22 protein-coding genes and 1 pseudogene are annotated in these 21943 nt (G+C 70.7%); 10 read left to right on the forward strand and 13 right to left on the reverse strand.

Features of this window, described 5'->3' with window-relative positions; all coding sequences use genetic code 11:
* Positions 1-40 precede the first annotated feature (40 nt).
* Genes ACOJUI_RS10785 through ACOJUI_RS10805 form a run of 5 tightly spaced genes read right to left on the reverse strand, consistent with a single transcriptional unit; the run spans position 41 to position 4298 of the window.
* Positions 41-619 (reverse strand): cysteine hydrolase family protein, encoded by a 579-nt coding sequence (locus ACOJUI_RS10785; protein ID WP_422114960.1) that lies wholly within the window; start codon positions 617-619, stop codon positions 41-43.
* Positions 616-1509, reverse strand: coding sequence for an SDR family oxidoreductase (locus tag ACOJUI_RS10790; RefSeq protein ID WP_422114961.1), 894 nt, complete (start codon positions 1507-1509; stop codon positions 616-618). The genes ACOJUI_RS10785 and ACOJUI_RS10790 overlap by 4 nt, the downstream gene beginning before the upstream one ends.
* Positions 1510-1561: 52 nt before the next feature.
* Positions 1562-2755, reverse strand: coding sequence for an alcohol dehydrogenase catalytic domain-containing protein (locus tag ACOJUI_RS10795; RefSeq protein ID WP_422114962.1), 1194 nt, complete (start codon positions 2753-2755; stop codon positions 1562-1564).
* A 56-nt stretch (positions 2756-2811) separates the two neighbouring features.
* Positions 2812-3831, reverse strand: a complete 1020-nt coding sequence (locus ACOJUI_RS10800; RefSeq protein WP_422114963.1) for a cation diffusion facilitator family transporter — start codon at positions 3829-3831, stop codon at positions 2812-2814.
* Positions 3828-4298 carry a transporter substrate-binding domain-containing protein gene (locus ACOJUI_RS10805; protein ID WP_422114964.1) on the reverse strand — a complete coding sequence of 157 codons (471 nt, stop codon included), beginning with the start codon at positions 4296-4298 and terminating at the stop codon, positions 3828-3830. Before ACOJUI_RS10805 ends, ACOJUI_RS10800 begins: the two co-directional genes overlap by 4 nt.
* A gap of 204 nt (positions 4299-4502) precedes the next feature.
* On the opposite strand from ACOJUI_RS10805, the gene ACOJUI_RS10810 reads away from it, so the two are divergent.
* The 7 genes from ACOJUI_RS10810 to ACOJUI_RS10840 all read left to right on the forward strand — a co-directional run bounded on the left by ACOJUI_RS10810 (position 4503) and on the right by ACOJUI_RS10840 (position 9506).
* On the forward strand, positions 4503-5276 hold the full coding sequence (locus ACOJUI_RS10810) for an ABC transporter ATP-binding protein (protein WP_422114965.1): 774 nt from the start codon (positions 4503-4505) through the stop codon (positions 5274-5276).
* 174 nt (positions 5277-5450) lie between these two features.
* On the forward strand, positions 5451-6395 hold the full coding sequence (locus ACOJUI_RS10815; protein WP_422114966.1) for an iron-containing redox enzyme family protein: 945 nt from the start codon (positions 5451-5453) through the stop codon (positions 6393-6395).
* Positions 6392-6607 carry a CDGSH iron-sulfur domain-containing protein gene (locus ACOJUI_RS10820; protein ID WP_422114967.1) on the forward strand — a complete coding sequence of 72 codons (216 nt, stop codon included), beginning with the start codon at positions 6392-6394 and terminating at the stop codon, positions 6605-6607. Before ACOJUI_RS10815 ends, ACOJUI_RS10820 begins: the two co-directional genes overlap by 4 nt.
* Positions 6608-6722: 115 nt before the next feature.
* On the forward strand, positions 6723-7484 hold the full coding sequence (locus ACOJUI_RS10825) for a TetR/AcrR family transcriptional regulator (RefSeq protein WP_422114968.1): 762 nt from the start codon (positions 6723-6725) through the stop codon (positions 7482-7484).
* A gap of 245 nt (positions 7485-7729) precedes the next feature.
* Entirely contained in the window at positions 7730-8365 is a 636-nt protein-coding gene (locus ACOJUI_RS10830; RefSeq protein ID WP_422114969.1) for an ANTAR domain-containing protein, read from the forward strand.
* Positions 8366-8451: 86 nt separating this feature from the next.
* The gene (locus tag ACOJUI_RS10835) at positions 8452-8775 is read left to right on the forward strand and encodes a hypothetical protein (RefSeq protein WP_422114970.1); all 324 of its coding nucleotides are present in this window, start codon (positions 8452-8454) and stop codon (positions 8773-8775) included.
* A complete protein-coding gene (locus ACOJUI_RS10840; RefSeq protein WP_422114971.1) occupies positions 8772-9506 on the forward strand; it encodes a TetR/AcrR family transcriptional regulator in 735 nt (244 codons plus the stop codon). The genes ACOJUI_RS10835 and ACOJUI_RS10840 overlap by 4 nt, the downstream gene beginning before the upstream one ends.
* Before the next feature lie 149 nt (positions 9507-9655).
* Here ACOJUI_RS10840 and ACOJUI_RS10845 read toward each other — a convergent pair whose 3' ends face one another.
* On the reverse strand, positions 9656-9997 hold the full coding sequence (locus tag ACOJUI_RS10845; protein WP_422114972.1) for a hypothetical protein: 342 nt from the start codon (positions 9995-9997) through the stop codon (positions 9656-9658).
* A gap of 250 nt (positions 9998-10247) precedes the next feature.
* Here ACOJUI_RS10845 and ACOJUI_RS10850 point away from each other — a divergent pair, with 250 nt between their 5' ends.
* Both ACOJUI_RS10850 and ACOJUI_RS10855 read left to right on the forward strand, forming a co-directional pair.
* On the forward strand, positions 10248-10814 hold the full coding sequence (locus tag ACOJUI_RS10850; protein WP_422114973.1) for a dihydrofolate reductase family protein: 567 nt from the start codon (positions 10248-10250) through the stop codon (positions 10812-10814).
* A 102-nt stretch (positions 10815-10916) separates the two neighbouring features.
* Complete coding sequence (locus ACOJUI_RS10855) at positions 10917-11279, forward strand: hypothetical protein (protein WP_422114974.1); 363 nt, start codon at positions 10917-10919, stop codon at positions 11277-11279.
* Between the two features lie 129 nt (positions 11280-11408).
* Here ACOJUI_RS10855 and ACOJUI_RS10860 read toward each other — a convergent pair.
* From ACOJUI_RS10860 to ACOJUI_RS10890, 7 genes and pseudogenes are all read right to left on the reverse strand, one after another.
* Positions 11409-11594: pseudogene (locus tag ACOJUI_RS10860) on the reverse strand (DUF6457 domain-containing protein); the annotation flags it as partial.
* The gene (gene narI, locus ACOJUI_RS10865) at positions 11594-12325 is read right to left on the reverse strand and encodes a respiratory nitrate reductase subunit gamma (protein ID WP_422114975.1); all 732 of its coding nucleotides are present in this window, start codon (positions 12323-12325) and stop codon (positions 11594-11596) included. The gene narI and the pseudogene ACOJUI_RS10860, both read right to left, overlap by 1 nt.
* Positions 12322-13146, reverse strand: a complete 825-nt coding sequence (gene narJ, locus ACOJUI_RS10870; protein ID WP_422114976.1) for a nitrate reductase molybdenum cofactor assembly chaperone — start codon at positions 13144-13146, stop codon at positions 12322-12324. Before narJ ends, narI begins: the two co-directional genes overlap by 4 nt.
* The gene (gene narH, locus ACOJUI_RS10875; RefSeq protein ID WP_422114977.1) at positions 13146-14783 is read right to left on the reverse strand and encodes a nitrate reductase subunit beta; all 1638 of its coding nucleotides are present in this window, start codon (positions 14781-14783) and stop codon (positions 13146-13148) included. The genes narJ and narH overlap by 1 nt, the downstream gene beginning before the upstream one ends.
* 36 nt (positions 14784-14819) lie before the next feature.
* Positions 14820-18479 (reverse strand): nitrate reductase subunit alpha, encoded by a 3660-nt coding sequence (locus ACOJUI_RS10880; RefSeq protein ID WP_422117658.1) that lies wholly within the window; start codon positions 18477-18479, stop codon positions 14820-14822.
* A 140-nt stretch (positions 18480-18619) separates the two neighbouring features.
* Positions 18620-19846 (reverse strand): MFS transporter, encoded by a 1227-nt coding sequence (locus tag ACOJUI_RS10885; protein WP_422114978.1) that lies wholly within the window; start codon positions 19844-19846, stop codon positions 18620-18622.
* A gap of 260 nt (positions 19847-20106) precedes the next feature.
* Positions 20107-20382, reverse strand: a complete 276-nt coding sequence (locus ACOJUI_RS10890) for a hypothetical protein (RefSeq protein WP_422114979.1) — start codon at positions 20380-20382, stop codon at positions 20107-20109.
* A gap of 306 nt (positions 20383-20688) precedes the next feature.
* Between ACOJUI_RS10890 and ACOJUI_RS10895 the strand changes: the two genes are divergently transcribed.
* The gene (locus ACOJUI_RS10895; protein ID WP_422114980.1) at positions 20689-21882 is read left to right on the forward strand and encodes an NAD(P)/FAD-dependent oxidoreductase; all 1194 of its coding nucleotides are present in this window, start codon (positions 20689-20691) and stop codon (positions 21880-21882) included.
* The last annotated feature ends 61 nt before the right edge of the window (positions 21883-21943 follow it).

Consider the following 21943-nt stretch of genomic DNA (forward strand, 5'->3'; position numbering starts at 1 on the left):
GTCCGGCGCTCGCCCCGCGGCGGCCGCCGGACCGCTCGGCTCAGTCGGCCTGGTCGCCGCCGGACCACCGCTCGAGGACCTCGCGGACCTCCGCCAGCTCCGCCTGCCGGTCCCCGACCAGCAGATCCAACACGGCATGCATGTGGTCCTCGCGGTCATCGGCGATGGCGTCGCTGACGATGGTGGCGCGCACGTTGTGGGCGTAGGCGTCGCGAGCGGTCTGGGCGATGCAGGCGTGGGTCGAGACCCCGGCCATGACCACGTGGCCGACCCCGAGGTTCTGCAGGCGCAGCTGCAGGTCGGTGCCGAGCCAGGCGCTGTCGCGGGTCTTCTCGATGCTGGTCATGCCCTCCGTGTCCAGCTCGTGCACGATCGCCGTGCCCGGATCCCCGTGGAACAGGTAGCCCTGGTCGTCGTCGAGCATGCTCAGCGTCCAGGTGGAGCGGTCCCGGCTGTGCTCGGTGGAGATCAGGAAGATCGGCACGCCGGCCTCCCGCGCCCCCCGGGCCAGGGCCCGCACCGAGGCGAGCACCTCGGTGCGGGCGGCGGCGAGCGTGGGCGCCTCGAAGAAGGCCTCCTGCAGGTCGATGAGCAGCAGTGCGCTGTCGTCCCTGGTCATGGGGTGGGGCTTCCTCCCGTCACGGCGAGGGTCTCCCCCAGCACGTAGCTGGACTCCGAGGAGGTGAGGAAGACGTAGGCCGGGGCGAGCTCGGTGGGCTGACCCGCCCGTCCCAGCGGGGTGCTCTTGCCGAACTCCGGCAGGGCGTCCTTGGGCTGGCCGTCGGAGACCTGCAGGGGCGTCCAGATCGGTCCCGGCGCCACCGCGTTGACCCGGATCCCGCGGGGAGCGAGCTGCTGGGCCAGACCCTTGGTGAAGTTGTTGATGGCCGCCTTGGTCGAGGCGTAGTCCACGAGGGTCGGCGAGGGCTGGTAGGCCTGGATCGAGGTGGAGTTGACGATCGTGGAGCCGGCGGGCAGGTGCGGCAGCGCGGCCTTGGTGATGTGGAACATCGCGTGGATGTTCACCGCATAGGTGTCCAGCCACTGCTCGTCCTCGATGTCCTCGAGCTGCTCGACCGCGATCTGGCGACCGGCGTTGTTGACCAGGGCGTCCAGACCTCCGAGCTCCCGCACCGCGTCCTCGACGAGCTGGCGGCAGAAGGCCGCGTCGGCGAGGTCGCCGGGCAGCAGCACGGCCTTGCGACCGTCCTTGCGGATCACCTCGGCGATGTGCTGGGCGTCCTCCTCCTCGGCCGGCAGGTAGTTCAGCGCCACGTCCGCGCCCTCGCGGGCGAAGGCGATCGCGACGGCGGCGCCGATCCCGGAGTCGGCGCCGGTGATCAGGGCGCGCCGGCCCTCCAGTCGACCGGTGCCGCGGTAGGACTCCTCGCCGCGGTCGGTCTGCGGGCGCAGCTCCGCGTCCAGCCCGGGCTCGGGCTGGTCCTGCTTGGGCGGGGTGATCTCGGGGAAGCGGGTGACGGGATCGGTGAAGGTGAGCTGGTCTGTCATGGTTCTCTCCTTGTTCGGTGATCGGTGGGACGGGGTCGTTCGCGCGGTCGGCTCAGGCCGCGGCCGGGAGCGAGGGGTCCAGGACGACCTTGATGCAGCCGTCGTGCTTGCGCTGGAACATGTCGAACGCCGTCGCGGCGTCCTCGAGGGGCATCCGATGGGTGACCAGATCGCCGACACCGAGCGGGTCGGCAGCATCCTCGACCAGCGGCAGCAGGTCCTCGGTCCAGCGGCGGACGTTGCACTGACCCATCCGCATCTGGATCTGCTTGTCGAACATCGTCAGCAGCGGCATCGGGCTGACCGCGCCGCCGTAGACGCCGGACAGCGAGACGGTCCCGCCGCGCCGCACCAGGTCGATGCTGGTGTGCAGGGCGGCCAGCCGGTCCACGCCGGCGTTCTCCATGAAGGGACGGGCCACGACGTCCGGGAGCTTGCCGGCGATGGTCTGGGCGAGCCCGGCGACCGGGCTGCCCTTGGCCTCCATGCCGACCGCGTCCACGACCGCGTCGGGACCGCGGCCCTGGGTCAGCTCGCGGATCTCGCCCACGACGTCGTCGGTCTGGTCGAAGACCTCGACGCCGTGGCGCTCGGCCATCGCGCGCCGCTCCGGCACCGGGTCGATGCCGAAGACCCGCGCCCCCAGGTGGCGTCCGATGCGGGCGGCGAGCTGCCCGACCGGTCCGAGCCCGACCACGGTGAGGGTGCGGTGGGTGGGCACGTCGGCGTACTTCACGGCCTGCCAGGCGGTGGGCAGGATGTCGCTGAGGAAGAGGTAGTTCTCGTCCGGCAGCTCGGTGCCGACCTTGATCAGTCCGTAGTCGGCGTGGGGGACGCGCAGGTACTCGGCCTGGCCGCCCGGCACCTGGCCGTAGAGCTTCGAGAAGCCCAGCAGCGAGGCGCCCGAGCCGTACTCGTGGACCTGCGTGGTCTCGCACTGGGACTGCAGACCCTGCGAGCACATGGCGCAGTGGCCGCAGGAGATGTTGAAGGGGACCACGACGCGGTCCCCCGGCCGGACGTGGGTGACGTCCTTGCCGACCTCCTGGACGATGCCCATCGGCTCGTGGCCGATGATGTCGCCGGCGCCCATGAACGGGCCCAGCACCTCGTACAGGTGGAGGTCGGATCCGCAGATCGCGGTCGAGGTGATGCGGACGATGGCGTCCGTGGAGTCCTTGAGGATCGGGTCGGGCACGTCCTCGACGCTCACGCGTCGGGTGCCCTGCCAGGTCACTGCTCTCATGATCCCGCCTTCCGGTGTGATCTCGGGTGTCACTCCACGCTAGGGGGGCGCGGCGCTCAGGGGCGCAGTGTCGACCGAAAGGTCTGCCGTGGGGGCAGCTGCGGGACCGGCGCGATCACCACGTCGTGGACCTTCCAGTCGAGCTCGTGGATCCGGTCGCGCAGCGCGGCGACCTGCGCCACCGTCGGATCGGCGCCCGGGTGCGGGACGAGGAACACCTCGGCGTGGAAGACATGCCCCTCATCGCGGACGCGGGCCGAGGCTTCGCGCACCCACGGCTCCTGCTCGGCGCGCACCTCGACCTCGCGGGTCAGCGGATGGGGCTCGGAGCCGTCGTAGGTGCGCGCCTCGGCGTCGGTGAGTCCGCCGATGGCGCCGCGCAGGTTGGTCAGGCCGTCGCGGACGATCGAGACCGAGACCACCAGCGCTGCGATCGCATCGGCCCACCACAGTCCCAGTCCCACGCCGAGCACACCGGCGATCGTGGCCACCGCGGTGGACCAGTCGGCCTTGCCCATGTCCGCGTCGGCGTAGAGCACCTTGTCGTGGAGCTGCTCGGCGAGCTTCAGCTTCTTCCGCCCCAGCACCACCGGGCCGATGCTGGTCACCGCCATCACCGCCACCATCAGCCAGCCCGACCAGATCGCCTGACCGAACAGGACGGTCAGACCGATCGGGGGCCGCTCGACCGTCACCAGCGTCAGCACCGAGTCCACGGCGAGGTAGCCGCCCATCACGAGCAGGGCGAGCGCCGCGACCAGGTGGGCGACGCCGATGGAGCGATGGTGGCCGTAGGGGTGGAGCCGATCGGGCCGCTTGCGGATCCGCCGCGAGGCGATCAGGAAGGCGATCGGCGGCAGCAGGGAGAGCATGTCCTCGAGCCAGGCGGCCCGCATCGCCTGCGACTGACCGGCGACCAGCCCGACCAGCACCACGGTCCCCGAGATCCAGGCCAGGGTGATCCATTCCAGCCGGATCGCCCGACGCAGCGTCGCGCGCTGCTCCTCGCCGAAGGCGTCGTGGCCCGATCCGGTGGCCTCCTCGCCGCCCGCCCCCTCGGTCCGGGCGCCGGTCACAGCTCACCACCCCGCTCGGCGAGGAAGTGCTCGAGATCGACCTGCAGGGCGTTCTCCCCCGGCTGCACCCCGATCGCGATCTTCACGGTGCTGCCGTCCGGTCCCTGCGTCGTCGTGTAGGGGCGGGTCAGGGCGATCTGCGAGGTCCACGGCACGTCCGAGGCCAGACCGCCGATCACCACGTCCAGCTCGCCCTCCTTCATCGCCGCGGCCAGTACGTTCTCCCCGCCCGGCATCCAGCGGATCTCGGCATCGATGGTCGCGGCGTAGTCGGTGAGCAGGTCGACCTCGCTGCCGCTGACCGTCCCGTCGGCGGCGACCTCGGTGAACGGCGGGTTCTCGCTGATCCCGACCCGCAGCTCCCCTCCGTCCGCCCGCTCGAGGGTGCCCTGGGAGTCGGCCGGGAACCGCCCCTGGCAGCCCGCCGACACCACCAGCAGCAGCGCCGCCACGAGCAGGGTGCCCACCCGTCTCCTCATCGTCCCGCTGGTCATCGCCACCGGACCTCGCCCTCCTCCGACGCTCTCACTGGCCGTCACTCTAGAAGAAGGTCGCGCGCCCCCGGCCGTCCGATCGGTCGAGACGCCGCGGCGCGACGCGGCGCGCCCGCAGAGGCCGCACAGCCGCGGTGGCTAGAGTCGGCGGGTCCGTCGTCTGCGAGAGAGAACCCGATGCCTGCTCCGTCCAGCCTCACCGTCAGCTCCCTGCACGCCGGCTACCCCGGCCTGGACGTCCTGCAGGGGATCGACCTCTCGATCAGCGCCGGGGATCCGCCGCTGGGCCTGCTGGGTCCCTCCGGCTCGGGCAAGACGACCCTGCTGGCGACGCTGAGCGGCGAGCACCGACCGAGCGCGGGCCAGGTGAGCTGGGAGGGGCGCAGCGTGGCGAAGCTGCGCGGGAAGGACCGCCGACGCTTCCGCGCCGCCGTCCGCTTCGTCTCGCAGTACGCGATGACGATCTCCGATCCGCGCGAGACGGTCCGCTCCCGCCTCGAGCTGGCCGCCAAGGAGGCCCGCAAGGGCGGACGCACCCATGCCGTCTCCCCCGCCGAGATGCTCGAGAGCGTGGGACTGGCCGAGCGCTTCCTGCCCCGCACCATGCGCACCCTCTCCGGCGGCGAGACCCAGCGCGTCGCGCTGGCCACCGCGCTGTCCACGCGGCCTGAGATCCTGGTGCTGGACGAGCCGCTGACCGCGGTGGACCCGAACTCGCGCGGCCGCATCGCCGCCACCCTCGCCGCCACCATCCGGCGCCTGGGCATCGGGGCGCTGATCGCCTCCCACGACGTCGAGCTGCTGCAGCGGCTGTGCCCGCAGATCGCCTTCCTCGGCGAGGGCCGGATCCTCGCCCGCGGCACCCTCGAGGAGGTGCTCGCCCACCCCGAGCACGAGCAGATCCGCGACCTCGCCGAGTCCGCCCCGTCGGCGGTGCAGCGCTTCCGTTGAGCCCGTCGGCCCCCGGCGCAGATCGCGGACCGGGCGCCGGGAACGTTCCCGGCGCGCTAGATTGTCCGGCTGAAGTGCGCGGGAGCACATCCGCCCGGCCACCGGACCGGACGGTGCGCCGGAGGATCCGCCCCCGCACCGCCGCGTCATGAGCCGTCGAGCCGAGGAGAGACCATGCTGACCCCCACCGCGCGAGGACCGCTGAGCGAGGCGGTCCTGACCGCGATGCGCACCGCCGACACGGCCACCCTGGCGGACCTCCCCGAGGCCACCGGGCCCGACGACGTCCAGATCACCCTGTGGTCCCTGTTCGCGCTGCACCACGGCGGCTTCGACGACGTCCCCGACGACCTGGAATGGGATCCGCAGCTCATCGCCGTCCGCCGCCGGCTGGAGGACGACTTCGAGCGGGAGCTGCGCGAGCGGGCCCCGGAGTTCCCCGCGCCGGGGGGCGACTTCGCCGAGGACTTCTTCGCCTTCGTCGCCGCGCACGACGGCCCCTCCCTGGCCCAGCACCTGCAGCGCTCCGCCACCGAGGAGCAGATGCGCCAGTTCCTGCAGCACAAGTCGATCTACTCGCTGAAGGAATCCGACCACACCATGTGGACGATCCCGCGCCTGTCCCACCGCGTGAAGGCCGCGGTGGTGGAGCTGCAGTACGACGAGTACGGCGGCGGGGACCCGCACCGACTGCACGCCCATCTCTTCGCCCGCGGGCTGAAGGAGAGCGGCCTGTCGTCCGAGTACGGCGCCTACATCGACGACGTCCCGCTCGAGATCCTCGAGCAGGACAACGCCATGAGCATGCTCGGGCTGAACCGCCGGCTGCGGGCGGCCTCGCTCGGCTTCCTGGGCGCCTTCGAGGCCACCAGCTCGGCGCCGAGCCGGAAGATCGCGCGCGGGCTGGAGCGGCTCGGGTTCCCGGCCGAGATCACCGGTTACTACACCGAGCACGTCGAGGCCGACGCGGTCCACGAGCAGCTGGCGGTGCGGAACATCTGCGGCACGCTCCTGGAGGAGCATCCCGAGCAGTACGAGAACGTCTACTTCGGGGCGTGGGTCTCGATGCACGTCGATGATCGGTACGCCGACCGGATGCTGAGGGAGTGGGCAGCATGAGCGCCGACGCCCCCGACAGTCATCCCGACGTCGTCCTCTGCCCGGGCGGCCCCCTGCTGCTGCGCGGCGAGCACGTGATCCGGGACGAGGACGGCCAGGAGCACCGCACCTCGCGACCGGTCAGCGCGGTCTGCATGTGCGGGGCCTCGGGCATCAAGCCCTGGTGCGACGGCACCCACAAGCTGCTGCGGAAGCAGCGCCCCACGTCCTGAGCGGCGTGCCCGACCACGTGGTCGGTGTCCGATCCGTGTCAAGTCGCCCAGAATTCCGAGCGTGGGAACTCGGCCGTTGACGCAGGTCGGCGCCAGATGCTGGTTAATATGACGCATGACCACCTCTCAGGCCGGGCTCTCCGGACATGATGCCCCCCTTCCCGCAGCGACCGCCCGCCGCACCGCTGCGGAGCAGGAGCAGCCCGCCGTCGCCGTGCTCGCGCCGGACGACCCCGTCCCCGCCGCGATGTCCACCCCGTCCGTCGAGGAGTCCTCGACCGACACCGGGCGCAGCTCGCGCAGCGAGGAGATCCTCGACGGGGCCGCGGAGATGTTCGCCGAGCACGGGTACCACGGGGCGAGCCTGCGCAACATCGCGGACCATGTGGGCATCTCGCATCCAGGGATGCTGCACCACTTCCCGTCGAAAGACGCACTGCTGGACGGCGTCATCGACCGGATGGAGGCGCATGCGCAGGGCGCGCTCGACCGCATCGACGAGCTGAGCGCGGACCCCGAGTCGTTGCTGCGCGGACTGGCAGAGATCTGGCACCCCGCCTCCCATGCGATGCAGCTGTTCGCGACCCTGGACACGGAGGTCGTCAGCAAGGACCACCCCGGCCGGTTCCGGGTGGCACGCCTGCACCGGGTCCACGAGCACGTGCTCGAGCAGTGCTTCGCGACCCTGGAGGAGCAGGGTCTGCTGCGGGAGGAGATCGACGCGGCGTTCGCCGGACGCGCGGTTCTCGCGCTGGCGCTGAACCACGCCGCGCGCGAGGAGACCGTGCGCCGGATGCAGAACGCCACCCATGACGACTCCCCGCTCAAGGACCTCGTCCGCCTGGTGCGCTCCTTCCTCACCTCCCCCGGTGAGTGATCCTCGACGCTGACGCACCCCGCGGTGGAGCGGGGAACTCGGGCACCGGCGCAGCGCCGGTGCCCGAGTGCGTCGGCGTACAGTGAGCGCGACACGTCCGCTGTCCTTGCTCGCGAGGGCAGGCAGTCCCGCCCCGGGAAGGATCCCTCATCTCTGACGACGCCGGCTCCCCGCCCCCCGCCAGCACCTACGAGCTGCTGCTGAACAGCGAGGACATCGCCTCGTTCCTGCACGAGTTCACGTCCGTGCTCGCCGACCGGCTCTCCCACGGGGACCGCCCGGCCTGGTGCGCCGTCAGCCTGCTGCGCGAGAAGCGCGCCGGCACGGTGACGTCCTCGAGCCCGCAGGCGGAAGCGCTCGACGAGCTGCAGAACGGCTTCTCCGACGGCCCGTGCCTGACGGCGGTGCGGGAGCACACCGTGGTCCGCGTCGGCGATGTGCGCGACGATCCCCGGTGGCCGGACTTCCATGCCGCCGCCGCGGATCAGGGCGTCCGCTCGGTGCTCGGGGTCCCCTTCGATCTGATGGGGGACGCCAAGGCGGGACTGAACCTCTACTCCCCGACGACGCACGATTTCACCCCCGACATGATCGAGATGGTCCGTCACGAGGTGCGCCACGCCTCGACCGCGCTGCAGCTGGCGGTGCGACTGGCCCAGCACCAGGAGGCGGCGCATGATCTCCACGCGGCCATGTCCTCCCGCACGGTGATCGACCTGGCGGTCGGGATCATCATGGGACAGAGCCGGTGCAGCCGCGAGGACGCCGTCGCCATCCTCAAGGCGGCCTCGAGCCATCGCAATGTCAAGCTGCGGGACCTCGCCGCGGAGCTGGTGGCGTCGGTGGACTCGCACGAACCCGGCACGCACTTCGAGCCGTGAGCTTGTGACGGGCGCCGCACTCGGCTAAGGTGGGCAGGCGGTCCAGCAGGGGGCAGCGTCGCTTCGCAGTGCGCAAAGGCCCTGTCATGAACCATCATCTCTCGGTCACCGTCCGTGTCGACCTGGACCTCAGCACCGTTCGGCTCGCCGTGACGGGGTGCCTCACCGAGGACTCCTACCCGAGCTTGCTCGCCCTCACCCTGCGGGCGAGGAGTCTGACCCCCTCCGGGCAGATCACCGTCGACCTCACCGGCAGCAGCCATGTCGAGGCCACCGGACTGAACCTGCTGCGCGCCGCGGTCGACCACGACGAGGACGACAGCAACGGGCGGCCGGTGCTGTTCGTCGTCCCGGAACCCCTGCCCTTCTGCGCCATCACCGGCGCCGTCGCCACCGTGAGCGTCCGTTGAGGCCGCGCGAGGACTCCGCCGTCGGTCCGGCGACGGGCGCCTGCGCCGGCAGGACGCTCGCACCCGAGGCCGCGGTTCCGGCCGCATCGAGCCCGGTCCGGCTCGAGGAGGCCGCCCCCACCCGGTTCGCACCACCGCGCCGGGGCCGCACCCGCCGCGAGCAGGTGCTCGACGGGGCCGCGGAGATGTTTGCCGAGCACGGCTACCACGGGGCGAGCCTGCGCGACATCGCGCGCCGGGTCGGGCTCTCCCATCCGGGCATGCTGCACCACTTCGCCTCCAAGGACGACCTGCTCGGCGCGGTGATCGACCGTCTCGAGGCCCACGCGCAGGATGCCCTGGACCGGGTCGACGAGCTCTGCACCTCCCGCGAGGCGATGCTGCAGGCGCTGCTGGAGATCTGGGACCCGGCGTCGGCGTCGATGCAGCTGCTGGCCACGTTCGACGCGGAGGTCGTCAGCGAAGATCATCCGGGGAGGTACCGCATCGCGCGGCTGCATCGCGTCCACGAGCACGTGCTCGAGCACTGCTTCACCGAGCTCGCCGAACGGGGCATGCTGCGGGACGGAGTGGACCCGGCCTTCGCGAGCCGGGCGACGCTCGCCATGGTGCTGCGCCACGCCGTGCGCGAGAAGACGGTCCGGGCCATGCGCAGCGGCGACCACGACGACTCGCCCGCGGCCGACCTCGGCCGGCTCAGCGCGCTCTTCCTCGCCGAGGACGACGCCTAATCCCTCTCCCCTGATCCCTGTCCCGCGCGTCATCGGGTCCGTCTGCCGACGTGATCGCCGGGGCCGGCAGCGCGCTGCTGCCGGCCCCGGCGACCTCCCGGTGCTGCCGTCCGGGCGCGCGCGGGCACGCGCCGGGGCGGGGCTGCGGCCTACTTCTCCGGCTGGGACTGGTGGGCGGGATTGCCGTGGAAGGGGGCCACGGGGGTCGGCCCGCTGGTCTGCGGGGAGACGGGTGACCCGGAGCTGGCCTCGGTGACCTCCGGGGTGTCCGGCGCCGCGGCTCCCGAGGGCTCGGCACCGCCGCGCAGCGCCTCGAGCCGCTGCTGCAGGACCTGCACCACGGGCAGACGGTCACCGTGCTCGCGCTCGTAGGCGAGCAGCTGCTCGAGCTGCTGCTCGTCGAGCCCGGTGATCCGCGTCGGCAGCGTCCCCTGCGGGATGTGGTCGTAGTCGGGCAGAGGGAGCTGGTCGCGGCTCGGTGCGTCGTTCATGGATCCTCCTGATGCTTCAGTGCGTCCACGCCCACGTCGCTGCGGGCTGGACGCCACTGTGGGGGTGGGGACCGCGATCCGGCCACCCGCGGACAGGACGAGTTCTCCTCGCTGCGTGCCGCGTGCGCCGGATCGACCGAACGGACGGTCCGGAGCCTTCGGTCGCGCAGCCCCGGGGAGCCTCCGGTCGATGCCCTTGACGGCGCGAGCGACCCGCTGCACCCTGGAGCCCCGTCCCCCGGAGGCAGCCATGGCCCGTCTGATCTACGCCGCGAACATCTCGCTCGACGGGTACCTCGAGGACGAGGCCGGCTCCTTCGACTGGTCCGAGCCCGACGACGAGGTGCACGCCTTCTGGAACGAGCACGAGCGGCGCATCGGCACGTCGCTGTACGGGCGGCGGATGTACGAGACCATGCGCATCTGGGAGCGCGACGACTGGCTGGCGGGCGAACCCGCCGTGATGCTCGAGTACGCGCAGGTCTGGCGCAGTGCCGACAAGATCGTCTACTCCTCGACGCTCGATGAGGTCTCGACGGCCCGCACCCGGATCGAGCGGCGGTTCGATCCCGAGACGGTGCGGCGGCTCAAGGAGACGGCGAGCGCCGACCTCAGCATCGGCGGCGCGATGATCGCGGCCGAGGCGTTCCGACACGGGCTGGTCGACGAATGCCTGCTGCTGATCTACCCCGTCGTCGTGGGCGGGGGGAAACCGGCACTGCCGCGCGGCCTCCGGCTCGACCTCACGCTGCTGGAGCAGCGACGCTTCGGCACCGGGGTGGTCGCGCTGCATCATGCGGTGCGCAGCGCCGACTGAGATCCGTGATGTGCCCGAATCGTTTCCTTCAGCGCCGCGAGCGGAGCGTATCCTCTCGAATAACTGATGATCCGGAGGACCGTCGAAGGCAGGAGGTCGATCATGTTGCGTCGTGGACGGGACCATCGCGCGCTCTTCCCTGCCCAGTGCGAGGTGCGGGGCTGCGCGTCCCGTCCGGAGGACTGGTTCGACGCCGATGACCGCCCCTTCGACGTGTGCAGCGTGCACGAGCTCGAGCTCCGGGCCGGAGAGCCGCATGTCATCGCCGGCGGCGAGATCCTGGTGGGCCGCGACAGCACCGGCGAGGTGATCAGCGTGCGCCGCGACCGCACCTCGAGCCTGGAGACGGCCGTCGTCGGTCTCGGCCGCAAGGGCATCGTCCATCAGGTGATCCGGCTCGAATGCGCCGACCTCGCGCCCGCGCTCGATGCGCTGGATGCCGAGGGGTTCGACCCCCGCGCCTGACCGGCCGAGCCCCGCCACGCCCCTCCTAGCGCGACTCCCCCGCGTCGGGGCCCGATCGCCGCTGGTGGCCTCCTCGACCATCCGGCAGGCCTCGTCCAGCCCCGCACCGCGGGCGACGGCGGCGCCGACCAGGAAGGCCGAGATCGGGGCCATCGACCGCTGGACGCCGTCGGCGACCACCCCGGTCATGAGGTGGACGCGGTCCACGTCGAGGTCCACGCAGGAGACGTCGAGGTGCTCCGCGACGCGCCGCAGCCAGGGCTCGAGCGTGGTCGTCCAGTCGCTCTGCAGGGTCACCGGGGGTCTGGTGCTCATCAGAACTTCACCTTCTCCCAGCCGCGGCGCTCGGCCTCCTTGCGGGGGTCCTTGCTGCGGTAGACGATGTAGGGCCGGGTCAGGTACCCCATCGGCGCGGCGAACACGTGCACCAGGCGCGTGAACGGCCAGATGCCGAACAGCAGCAGTGCCGTCAGGACGTGCAGCTGGAAGAAGATCGGGGCCTGCGCCATCAGGGTCGGGTCCGGCTGCAGCGTCCAGAAGTTCCGGAACCAGATCGAGACGCCCTCGCGATAGTCGTAGGTGCCGAAGGTGGTGTGCACGATGGTGGCCAGCACCCCGCACGCGATCGTGGCCGCCAGCAGCAGGTACATGATCTTGTCCCCCACCGTGGTGGCACCGAACACCCGCGTGTTGGTGCGGCGGCGGTAGATGAGGATCAGCAGCCCGCCGACGCAGGCGACGGCGGCGGCCAGCCCGATCGTGACCGCCATCAGGTGGTACATGTGGTCGGTGATCCCGAAGAACCGGGTCCAGGACTTCGGGATCCCGAGACCCACCACGTGGCCGAAGAAGATCCCGATGATCCCGAAGTGGAACATCGGCGAGCCGATGGACAGCAGCCGGGACTCGTAGATCTGGCTCGAGCGGGTGGTCCAGCCGAACCGGTCCGTCTTGAAGCGCCACACGTGGCCGAGGACGAACACGGCCAGCACCATGTAGGGCAGCACCACCCACAGCAGCAGCTGGAGCGTGGTCACGTCGTTCATGAGGGTCGTCCTCTCATCAGGTCCACCGGCACGGGGCCGGGCTTCGCCGCGTCGGCACCGCAGGAGCTGGAGGCGAAGGTCTGCCCGGCGAGGTCGCCGGCGTCCCCGTCCAGGCCGTATCCGTCCAGTCCCACCGTCTCCTCCTCGGGTCCTTCCTGCGCGAGCTTCAGGACCGCCGCGCGGTCGTCGGCGTCCAGCGGCGGCAGGGTCGCGCACAGCGCCACCAGCGCCCCGTGCCACAGGGAGTCGATGTCCGCCAGGTGCAGGCGCAGCAGCTCGATGCCGGGCCGGTTGGCCCGGAGGATCTTCGCGCCGCGCTCGGCGTCGTGGCCGGCCGCGAACTCGAGCACCAGCGGCAGGTGGTCCGGGAGCTCCTCGCTGCCGATCTCCAGGCCGGCGGTGCGGAAGTCCTGCTTGATGCGCAGCAGGGCCATCCCCCGTCGGCGGGTGTCGCCGTGGCTGAAGTAGGTCAGGTGCAGGCAGCCCCGGCGGCGGGTGTCGAAGGTGTCGACGTACTCCTCCTGCACGGCCAGCGTGTCCCGCGCCCCGAGCGCGTCGATCGTCCTGCGCAGGCCCCCGCGGGCCGGCTCGGGCAGGGAGGAGACGAGCTCCCTCACGGTGGGCAGTCGCTCGAGGGTCTGCTGATCGGGGTAGGTCAGCAGCCAGGAGACCGCGATCCAGCAGATCCGCAGCTCCTCCCGGGTCATCCCCGAGGCCAGCAGCAGGTCGTGCGGAGCGCGGGCCCGGGAGGGCGAGGCCGTCGGCCGGGAGGTGCCGGTCTCCCCCTCGCGGCGTCCCAGCAGACGCGCGAGCGCGCCCATCAGGCCCTCCCCTCGGCCGGGGTCGGGAACAGACCGTCGGGCCTGCCGTTGCCGTCCCAGTTCAGCAGGTTGATGCGCACGCCCTCGGGTCGGGAGACGGTCTCCTGCTCCCGGCGCTGGGTGCCGTACCCGGGCCCGGACATGCCCATCGACTCCTCGGGCAGGGACATCCCCATCCCCGGACCGCCGGGGGAATCGAGCGGGCAGTCGGTGCCGCTGGACTCGAGGTCGTGGGCGGATTCGTGGTGGCCGACGGGGATCACGTAGCGATCCTCGTACTTGGCGATCGCCAGCAGCCGGTACATGTCCTGCATCGTCTCGCCGTCCATCCCCACGGCGTTGGCGATGCCCTCGCGGGGCTCGTTGCCGAGGTTGATGTCGCGCATGTAGGAGCGCATCGCGGCCATCCGGTAGAGCACCCGCTCCACGGTCGGCACGTCCCCGGCGGTGAAGAGGTTCGCGAGGTACTCCACCGGGATGCGCAGCGCGTCGATCGCGGCGAACAGGTTCTCGGCGTCCTCCGCGTCGTACCCGGTGTCGCGCACCACGTCCACCACGGGCGAGAGCGGCGGGATGTACCAGACCATCGGCATCGTGCGGTACTCCGGATGGAGCGGCAGCGCGACCTCGTAGTCCTTGATGAGCTTGTACGTCGGCGACTTCTGGGCGGCCAGGATCCAGTCGTGCGGGATGCCGGCGGCCCGGGCCCCCTCGATCACCTCGGGATCGTTCGGGTCCAGGATGATGTCGCGCTGGGCGCGGTAGAGGTCGTGCTCGTCCTTGGTGGAGGCGGCCTCGGTGACGCGGTCGGCGTCGTACAGCACCAGCCCGATGTAGCGCAGTCGACCGACGCAGGTCTCCGCGCAGATGGTCGGCTCGCCCTGCTCGATGCGCGGGTAGCAGAACGTGCACTTCTCGGCCTTGCCGGTGCGGTGGTTGAAGTAGATCTTCTTGTACGGGCAGCCGGTGATGCACATGCGCCAGCCGCGGCAGCCGTCCTGGTCCACCAGCACGATGCCGTCCTCCTCGCGCTTGTAGATCGCGCCGGAGGGGCAGGAGGCCACGCAGGTGGGGTTCAGGCAGTGCTCGCAGATGCGCGGCAGGTAGAACATGAAGGTCTGGTCGAACTCGAACTGGACCTTGTCCTCGATGCCCTTGAGCATCGGGTCCTTGTCCTTGTGCAGGTAGGTGCCGCCGAGGTCGTCGTCCCAGTTGCCCGACCACTGGATCTGCGTGCGCTCCCCGGTGATCAGCGATTTCGGGGGTGCGGTGGGGATGGTGTCCTGCTGGGCCGGGGCGTTGAGCAGGTTGTCGTACTCGTAGGTCCACGGCTCGTAGTAGTCCTCGATGCCCGGCAGCTTCGGGTTCGAGAACAGCTGCATGAGCTTGGTGATGCGACCGCCGGCCTTGAGCTTGAGGCGCCCGTTCCGCCCCAGCTCCCAGCCGCCCTTCCACTTCTCCTGGTCCTCGTACCCGCGCGGGTACCCCTGGCCGGGCCGGGTCTCGACATTGTTGAACCAGATGTACTCCGTCCCGGAGCGGTTGGTCCATGCCTGCTTGCAGGTCACCGAGCAGGTGTGGCAGCCGATGCACTTGTCGAGGTTCATCACCATCGACATCTGGGCCATGACTCTCATCGCGGCTCTCCTTTCGTGGACGTCTCGGGTCCGGGCTCAGTACTCGACGGGGGCGGTGCGCTTGCGGATCATGGTCACCTCGTCGCGCTGGTTCCCCGTGGGGCCGTAGTAGTTGAAGGCGTAGGACAGCTGCCCGTAGCCGCCGATCAGGTGGGAGGGCTTGAGCGTGATGCGGGTCAGGGAGTTGGTGACCCCGCCGCGCTTGCCGTCCCGCTCGGTCAGGGGGACGTTGACGGTGCGCTCCTGTCCGTGGTGCATGAACGCCGTGCCCCGGGGCATCCGGTGGGAGACCACCGCGCGGGCGGCGACCACGCCGTTGCGGTTGGTGGCCTCGACCCAGTCGTTGTCGGTGATGCCGACGGCCTCCGCGTCCTCCACGCTCATCCAGATGTTCTGCCCGCCGCGGGAGAGGTTCATCATGAAGAAGTTCTCCTGGTACATCGAGTGGATGGCCCACTTGTTGTGCGGGGTCAGGTAGCGCACGGAGATCGAGGTGCCGGCGCTGTCCTTCTCGCCGGGCGCCTTCTCGCCGAACAGCGCCGTCATGTCCAGCGGGGGCCGGAACACCGGCAACGCCTCCCCCATCTCGAGCATCCAGTCGTGGTCGAGGTAGAAGTGCTGGCGCCCGGTGAGGGTGTGCCAGGGCTTCTTCCGCTCGACGTTGATGGTGAAGGGGCTGTAGCGGCGCCCGCCCGCCTCCGAGCCGGACCATTCGGGGCTGGTGATCACCGGGACCGGGGCGGCCTTGGTGTCCGCGAAGTGGATCCGCTTGCCCTCGTTCTCGGCGGCGAGGTCGTGCAGCTTCACGCCGGTGCGCTTCTCGAGGGTCTTGAAGCCCTCGGTGGCCATGTGCCCGTTGGTGGTGCCCGACAGTCCGAGGATGAACTCGCAGGCCTGCAGGTCCGTCTCGAGCTTGGGGCGGCCGGCGGCGGGTCCGGTGCGGTGCACGCCGTTGAGCCGGCCGAGCTCCGCGACGTACTCCTTGACGTCGAAGGTGACGCCCTTGGTGGTCATGCCGAGCTTCTCCAGCAGCGGCCCGATCGAGGTGAACTTCGCGTGGATCTGCGTGTAGTCCCGCTCGACCTGCACCAGGGTGGGCATGGTCTGCCCGGGGATCGGCTCGCACTCCCCGAACTTCCAGTCCCTGACCCGGCCGTGCGGGGTGGCGAGCTCGCCCGGGGTGTCGTGCTGCAGGGGGAAGGCGACCACGTCCTGGCGGGTGCCGAGGTGGGTCTCGGCGAGCTCGCTGAACTTCTTCGCGATCGCCGCCCAGGTCTCCCAGTCGGTGCGGGACTCCCATGGATTGGAGATCGCGGGATTGAAGGAGTGGATGAAGGGGTGCATGTCCGTGGTGGACAGGTCGTGCTTCTCGTACCAGGTGGCCGCCGGCAGCACGACGTCGGAGTGCAGGGTGTGGCTGGTCATCCGGAAGTCGAGCGTGAGCATCAGGTCGACCTTGCCGATCGGTGCCTCGTCCCGCCACTTCACGTCCCGCGGCCGGAACTGCTCGGGGGTCTCCTCCTCAGTGGCGGCGGAGTCCACCCCCAGCAGGTGCCGGAAGAAGTACTGGTCGCCCTTGGCGGAGGAGCCGAGCGTGTTGGCCCGCCAGATCGACCAGATCCGCGGGAAGTTCTGCGGGGCGTCGGGGTCCTCCGCGGCGAAGTTGATCTCGCCCGACTTCAGCGCATCGACCAGGTACGGGATGGTCTCCTGCCCCGCCGCGGCGGCCCGGTCGGCGACGTCGAGGGAGCTGATGTCGAACTGCGGGAAGAACGGCTGCCAGCCCAGCCGCTGGGACAGCGCCACCGCATCGGCGGTGGTGGTGTTCGCGAAGCGGCCGGCGCCGGTGGTGGCGGCGAGGGTGTCGGCCCCGAACCGGTCGTAGCGCCACTGGTCGGTGTGCATGTACCAGTAGGTGGTCTGGGTCATCTGCCGCGGGGGACGCGACCAGTCCAGGGCGTTGGCCAGGTGCATCCAGCCCGTGATCGGGCGGACCTTCTCCTGGCCGACGTAGTGGGCCCAGCCGCCGCCGTTGACGCCCTGGGTGCCGCAGAGGTTCGTCAGCGTCAGGAAGGAGCGGTAGATGGTGTCGGAGTGGAACCAGTGGTTGGTGCCGGCGCCCATGATGATCATCGAGCGGCCGCCGGAGTCGATCGCGTTCTGCGCGAACTCGCGGGCGATGCGGGCGGCGGCGACGCCGGGCACGCCGGTGATGGTCTCCTGCCACGCCGGGGTGTAGAGGGCCTCGGCGTCGTCCAGCCCCGTGGCCCACTGCCCGGGCAGGCCCTCGCGGCCCACCCCGTACTCGGCCAGCAGCAGGTCGAAGACGGTGGTCACGATGCGCCCGTCGATCCTGCGCACGGGGACGCCGCGGGCCACGTCGCCGCGGCCGCCCTGGCCGACGGTGTCGAAGCGCGGCATGAGCACCTCGGCGACATCCTCGTGATGCCCGAGCAGGGACAGGGCCGGGTCCAGGTCGCCGAGCTCGAGGTTCCAGCGACCCTCGCCGTCGGCCGAGTACCGGTGGCCGAGGGTGCCGTTGGGGACCACGACGTCGCCGCGCGCACGGTCGAACATCATCGGCTTGAAATCGGCGTGCTCGGTGGCGGCCTCGGCGGTGCGGTGTTCCCCCGCCTCGCTCGCCACCAGGAACTTCCCGGGCACCAGGGACCCGTCCTCGCGGCGCTCCAGCTGCACCAGGAACGGGAGGTCGGTGTACTGGGTGGAGTACGACTCGAAGTACGGCACCTGCTTCTCGACGTAGAACTCGCGCAGGATGGTGTGGCCCATCGCCATCGCGAGCGCGGCGTCGGTGCCGGGGTGGGGGGCGAGCCACTCGTCGGCGAACTTCACGTTCTCGGCGTAGTCGGGCGCCACCGCGATGACCTTCTGGCCGCGGTAGCGGGCCTCGGTCATCCAGTGAGCGTCCGGGGTCCGGGTCAGCGGCACGTTCGAGCCCCACATGATGAGGTACGCCGCATCCCACCAGTCACCGGACTCCGGCACGTCGGTCTGGTCCCCGAACACCTGCGGCGAGGCGGGCGGGAGGTCCGCGTACCAGTCGTAGAAGGAGAGCATCGAGGCGCCGATGAGCTGGTGGAAGCGCGCCCCGGAGGAGAAGGAGACCTGGCTCATCGCGGGGATCGGCGAGAAGCCGGTGGCGCGGTCGGGGCCGTACTCCTTGACGGTGTGCACGTAGGCGGCCGAGACCATCTCGATGGCCTCGTCCCACGAGGCGCGCACCAGGCCGCCCTTGCCCCGGGCCGACTTGTAGCGGCGGGCCTTCACGGGATCGGAGACGATCGCCTTCCAGGCCTCGACCGGGTCGTGGCCGGGGGCCTTGGCCTTCTCCTCGCGGTACATCTGCAGCAGGGCCGAGCGCACGTAGGGGTAGCGCACCCGGGTCGGCGAGTACGTGTACCAGGAGAACGACGCTCCGCGGGGGCAGCCGCGCGGTTCGTACTCGGGCTTGTCCGGTCCGACCGACGGATAGTCGGTCTCCTGGGACTCCCAGGTGATCACGCCGTCCTTGACGTAGACCTTCCAGGAGCAGGAGCCGGTGCAGTTCACACCGTGGGTGGAGCGCACGACCTTGTCGTGGCTCCAGCGCTCCCGGTAGAAGGAGTCGCCGCTGCGGCCGCCGACGCGGTGGGTCTCGCGGTTGTCGTCGGTGATCTTCTCGGAGCGGCTGAACATCTTGCGCGCCCCGATCAGGGCGTCGAACAGGGGGGAGTCGGGGCCCGGGGTGGGCTGCCGGCCCTGGTGCACCTGGTGGTCGTCGACGGTCACGGGGTCTCCTCCTGGGAGTGGATGAGGGATGAGGGCACGGGGGCCGACTAGCCGGCGGCAGCGGTCTGGGCGGTCCGGCGGGCCCCGCGGGCGACGAACAGGGTCACGGTGACGGCGCCGAGGGTCGCCAGCAGGAGCAGGGCGATTCCGAGGGAGTAGCTCCCGCTGACGCCGTGGATGGCGGCCATCACCAGCGGCGGGACGAAGCCGCCGAGGCCGCCGGCGGCCCCCACGAATCCGGTCACCGACCCGACCACCGACGGATCGCTGGTCTGGGAGACCAGTGCGAACACGGCCCCGGAGCCCATGCCCAGCCCCGCCGCCATGACGATGAACGCGATCGTGCCGATCGGCATCAGAGCGGGCTGGAAGGTGAGCGTCAGGGCGGCCAGCGCGACCGCGATGTAGGAGATCAGCAGCGTCCGGGAGGCTCCGACGCGGTCCGAGAGGGTGCCTCCGAGCGGTCGCATGATCACCGCGACGATGACGAATCCGGCCATGCGGAAGGAGGCGTCGGTGGCCTCGAGCCCGTACCAGGTCTGCAGCATCGTGGGCAGGAAGACGGAGAAGGCGACGTACCCGCCGAAGGACAGCGCGTAGAGGTAGCAGGCCTGCCAGGTCACCTTCAGCTTCATGACCGCGAGCGACTGGGCGACGATCTTCTTGCGGGACGGCTGCCAGGCGGGGGCGTTGCGCATCATCGTGCGGGCCACGGCCGCGTAGATCACCAGCGCGATCGCGGTGAGCACGAAGGGCGCTGCGTTCCCCACCGAGCTCACCAGCGGCACGGTGGTGAAGGCGCTGATCGCGGTGCCGCCCATGCCCACCCCGTAGAGCCCGGTGGCCATGCCGCGCTTGGCCGGCGGGAACCAGGAGTTCACGTAGGGGACGCCGATGGCGAAGGTGGATCCGGCGATGCCGAGGAAGAAGCCGCCCACCAGGAGGGTGGGGTAGTTGTACTGGCCCACGAGCCCCAGGAACAGCACCGGGATCACGGTGATCAGGCTGACCAGCGGGAACATGAAGCGCGCCCCGAAGCGATCGGTGAGGGCCCCGATCGGGATCCGGCCCAGCGAGCCGACCAGCACGGGGATCGCGACGATCAGGGAGGCATCGGCGGTCAGCCCCCGCTCGACGTAGACCGGGCCCAGGGGGCTCAGCAGCGCCCACGCCCAGAAGTTCACCCCGAAACCGACCGTGGCCAGTCCCAGTGCGCGCCAGGCGCCTGCCGGGACAGGCGATGCGGACGTGTGTTCCGACCCGGAGGACGTCATACCGATCGCTCCAAACTGAATAAAGATGAAACCTCAAGCACGCGGTATCGGAGGAATTGCCTCCGGTGCCGTGCAAGTGTCCAACCTCTGCTGCTCAGCGTACGGGACGTCGGTCCCGGTCCGCAGGAGAATCAGTTTAGTAATACCCCTCCGACAGCTGGCACCGCGGCAAATTCGCAAGGAATGCGTTCCGTTAATCGCTGCGCCAACAAATGCTCCGCCACCCACTCAGGAGAGGACGGCGGGTCCTGGACCGAGAACTACCCGAGCAGAGAAGTCGAGCCCACGCACACGATCGCGACGACCGTCGCGACCGCGAGGATCCTCACGCCAAGGCCGCCGATGCCGGGCCGGTTGCTCACCGCGCCGAACCCCCACAAGACCGCTCCGGTGATCAGCACGGCAATGGCCACGACGAGGACGCCGTGCAGCAGCGCTTCCACCATGTCGACCACGAACGTCCGCAGCCCCGGAGGCAGTGCATCCCACGTCGGCCGGACCCCCGGGTCGATCTCCGCCATCAGCTCGCCTGCCATCTCCGACTCCTCCACACCTCATCGGCGGTGCGTCTCACCGCCCATGACGAGACAAGCCGGACCACCACGACACGCGACGAGGACGTGCCGCGGCGCCCCCGGGCCCCACCTCCCGGACGGCCGTGGACAGGTCAGCAGGATGCCGGATGAGGACGACGCCACCACGGGAGAGCAGCGCCCGCTCGGTCGACTGCGGGGAACGCAGAGCGCAGCAGCAGGTGCCCCTGGATCGGGCGCAGCACCCGTGGTCGAATGGGCACGCGGTCCGGCCGGAGCCGTCGAGCCACCCTCACCCCAGGAGTCACGATGCACGACGCGCCGACAGAGCAGTCCACCGATGTGCTCGTCATCGGCGGGGGGAACGCAGGGATCTCCCTCGCCGCACGGCTGCACCGCAAGGGCATCACCGACGTCACCATCGTCGAGCCGAAATCCACGCACCACTACCGGCCGATGCTCTCGTACGTGGGCGCCGGACTGAATACCGTGGAGGAGATGTCAAGGCCCCAGCACCGCGTGATGCCCCGCGGAGTGCGATGGATCCAGGACCGCGTCCAGGCCCTGGATCCGGTGGCACGCACCGCCACCCTGTCCTCGGGCCGGGTCCGCTATCGGGACGTGGTGATCTGTGCGGGCTCGGCCCCGGACTGGGATCTCGTGCCCGGCAGCGCCGAGGCGATGGCCGGCCCCTCCGCGTCGACCAACTACACCGTGGAGCTGGCTCCCAAGACCTGGGAGCTGATCCGGGATCTGCGCCGCGGCACGGCGCTCTTCACCATCCCGGACGGCCCGGCACCCACCCCGCAGATCGGCCAGAAGATCATGTTCCTGGCGGCGGACTACTGGCAGCGCCGAGGAGTGCTCCAGGACATCGAGATCACGCTGCTGACGCCCACCGCGACCGTCTTCGGGCAGCCGGCCGTGGACCGCGCGCTCGAGCCCTGGATCGAGCGCTACGGCATCACCGTCCTCACCTCCGCCCAGGTGCGGTCGATCGATGCCGGCGCCCGCCGCCTGCATGCCATGGTCGCGGGCCAGGCCCGCGAGCTGCCCTATGACCTGCTGCACCACTCCCCCGTCCACCGCGCTCCGGACTGGATCGCCGCGGCGCAGCTGGCGGCGGCCGGGAGCAGCTACGCCGACGTGGATCCGCGGACCCTGCAGCACCGCGAGCTGCCCCATGTGTGGGCCTGCGGGGATGCGGCGGCGCTCGAGACCACGTCCTCCGGTGGGGCACTGCGCCAGCAGACGAAGATCCTCGCCGAGAACCTGCTGGCGGTCCGTGACGGTCGCGAGCCCACAGCCTTCTACGACGGCTACACCGTGACGCCCGTGACGGTGCAGCGCGGTCGGGCGGTCTTCGCCGAGTTCGACCGGGACAACGAGCTGGCCCCCACCATCCCCCGCGTCCCGCTGCTCGCGCCCAGCCGCCTGCTGTGGTTCTTCGACCTGGAGGTGCTTCCGCGGGACTACTGGAATGTGATCCTGCGGGGCCTCTAGGAGCAGAAGGAGGGCGCCTCGCGTCTCCGCTCCCCGCCCTCGCGCCCGTCGGCGCTGCCGT

Origin of the sequence: Brachybacterium sp. UNK5269 (genome assembly GCF_049266655.1) — a bacterium.
Classification (GTDB): domain Bacteria; phylum Actinomycetota; class Actinomycetes; order Actinomycetales; family Dermabacteraceae; genus Brachybacterium.

What these genes read in the sequence shown, in the direction of transcription:
- ACOJUI_RS10785 (WP_422114960.1), bottom strand. Translation starts at nt 619, where the DNA reads ATGACCAGGGACGACAGCGCACTGCTGCTCATCGACCTGCAGGAGGCC.
- ACOJUI_RS10790 (WP_422114961.1), bottom strand. Translation starts at nt 1,509, where the DNA reads ATGACAGACCAGCTCACCTTCACCGATCCCGTCACCCGCTTCCCCGAG.
- ACOJUI_RS10795 (WP_422114962.1), bottom strand. Translation starts at nt 2,755, where the DNA reads ATGAGAGCAGTGACCTGGCAGGGCACCCGACGCGTGAGCGTCGAGGAC.
- ACOJUI_RS10810 (WP_422114965.1), top strand. Translation starts at nt 4,503, where the DNA reads ATGCCTGCTCCGTCCAGCCTCACCGTCAGCTCCCTGCACGCCGGCTAC.
- ACOJUI_RS10815 (WP_422114966.1), top strand. Translation starts at nt 5,451, where the DNA reads ATGCTGACCCCCACCGCGCGAGGACCGCTGAGCGAGGCGGTCCTGACC.
- ACOJUI_RS10820 (WP_422114967.1), top strand. Translation starts at nt 6,392, where the DNA reads ATGAGCGCCGACGCCCCCGACAGTCATCCCGACGTCGTCCTCTGCCCG.
- ACOJUI_RS10825 (WP_422114968.1), top strand. Translation starts at nt 6,723, where the DNA reads ATGACCACCTCTCAGGCCGGGCTCTCCGGACATGATGCCCCCCTTCCC.
- ACOJUI_RS10835 (WP_422114970.1), top strand. Translation starts at nt 8,452, where the DNA reads ATGAACCATCATCTCTCGGTCACCGTCCGTGTCGACCTGGACCTCAGC.
- ACOJUI_RS10845 (WP_422114972.1), bottom strand. Translation starts at nt 9,997, where the DNA reads ATGAACGACGCACCGAGCCGCGACCAGCTCCCTCTGCCCGACTACGAC.
- ACOJUI_RS10850 (WP_422114973.1), top strand. Translation starts at nt 10,248, where the DNA reads ATGGCCCGTCTGATCTACGCCGCGAACATCTCGCTCGACGGGTACCTC.
- ACOJUI_RS10855 (WP_422114974.1), top strand. Translation starts at nt 10,917, where the DNA reads ATGTTGCGTCGTGGACGGGACCATCGCGCGCTCTTCCCTGCCCAGTGC.
- narI (WP_422114975.1), bottom strand. Translation starts at nt 12,325, where the DNA reads ATGAACGACGTGACCACGCTCCAGCTGCTGCTGTGGGTGGTGCTGCCC.
- narJ (WP_422114976.1), bottom strand. Translation starts at nt 13,146, where the DNA reads ATGGGCGCGCTCGCGCGTCTGCTGGGACGCCGCGAGGGGGAGACCGGC.
- narH (WP_422114977.1), bottom strand. Translation starts at nt 14,783, where the DNA reads ATGAGAGTCATGGCCCAGATGTCGATGGTGATGAACCTCGACAAGTGC.
- ACOJUI_RS10880 (WP_422117658.1), bottom strand. Translation starts at nt 18,479, where the DNA reads ATGTTCAGCCGCTCCGAGAAGATCACCGACGACAACCGCGAGACCCAC.
- ACOJUI_RS10885 (WP_422114978.1), bottom strand. Translation starts at nt 19,846, where the DNA reads ATGACGTCCTCCGGGTCGGAACACACGTCCGCATCGCCTGTCCCGGCA.
- ACOJUI_RS10890 (WP_422114979.1), bottom strand. Translation starts at nt 20,382, where the DNA reads ATGGCAGGCGAGCTGATGGCGGAGATCGACCCGGGGGTCCGGCCGACG.
- ACOJUI_RS10895 (WP_422114980.1), top strand. Translation starts at nt 20,689, where the DNA reads ATGCACGACGCGCCGACAGAGCAGTCCACCGATGTGCTCGTCATCGGC.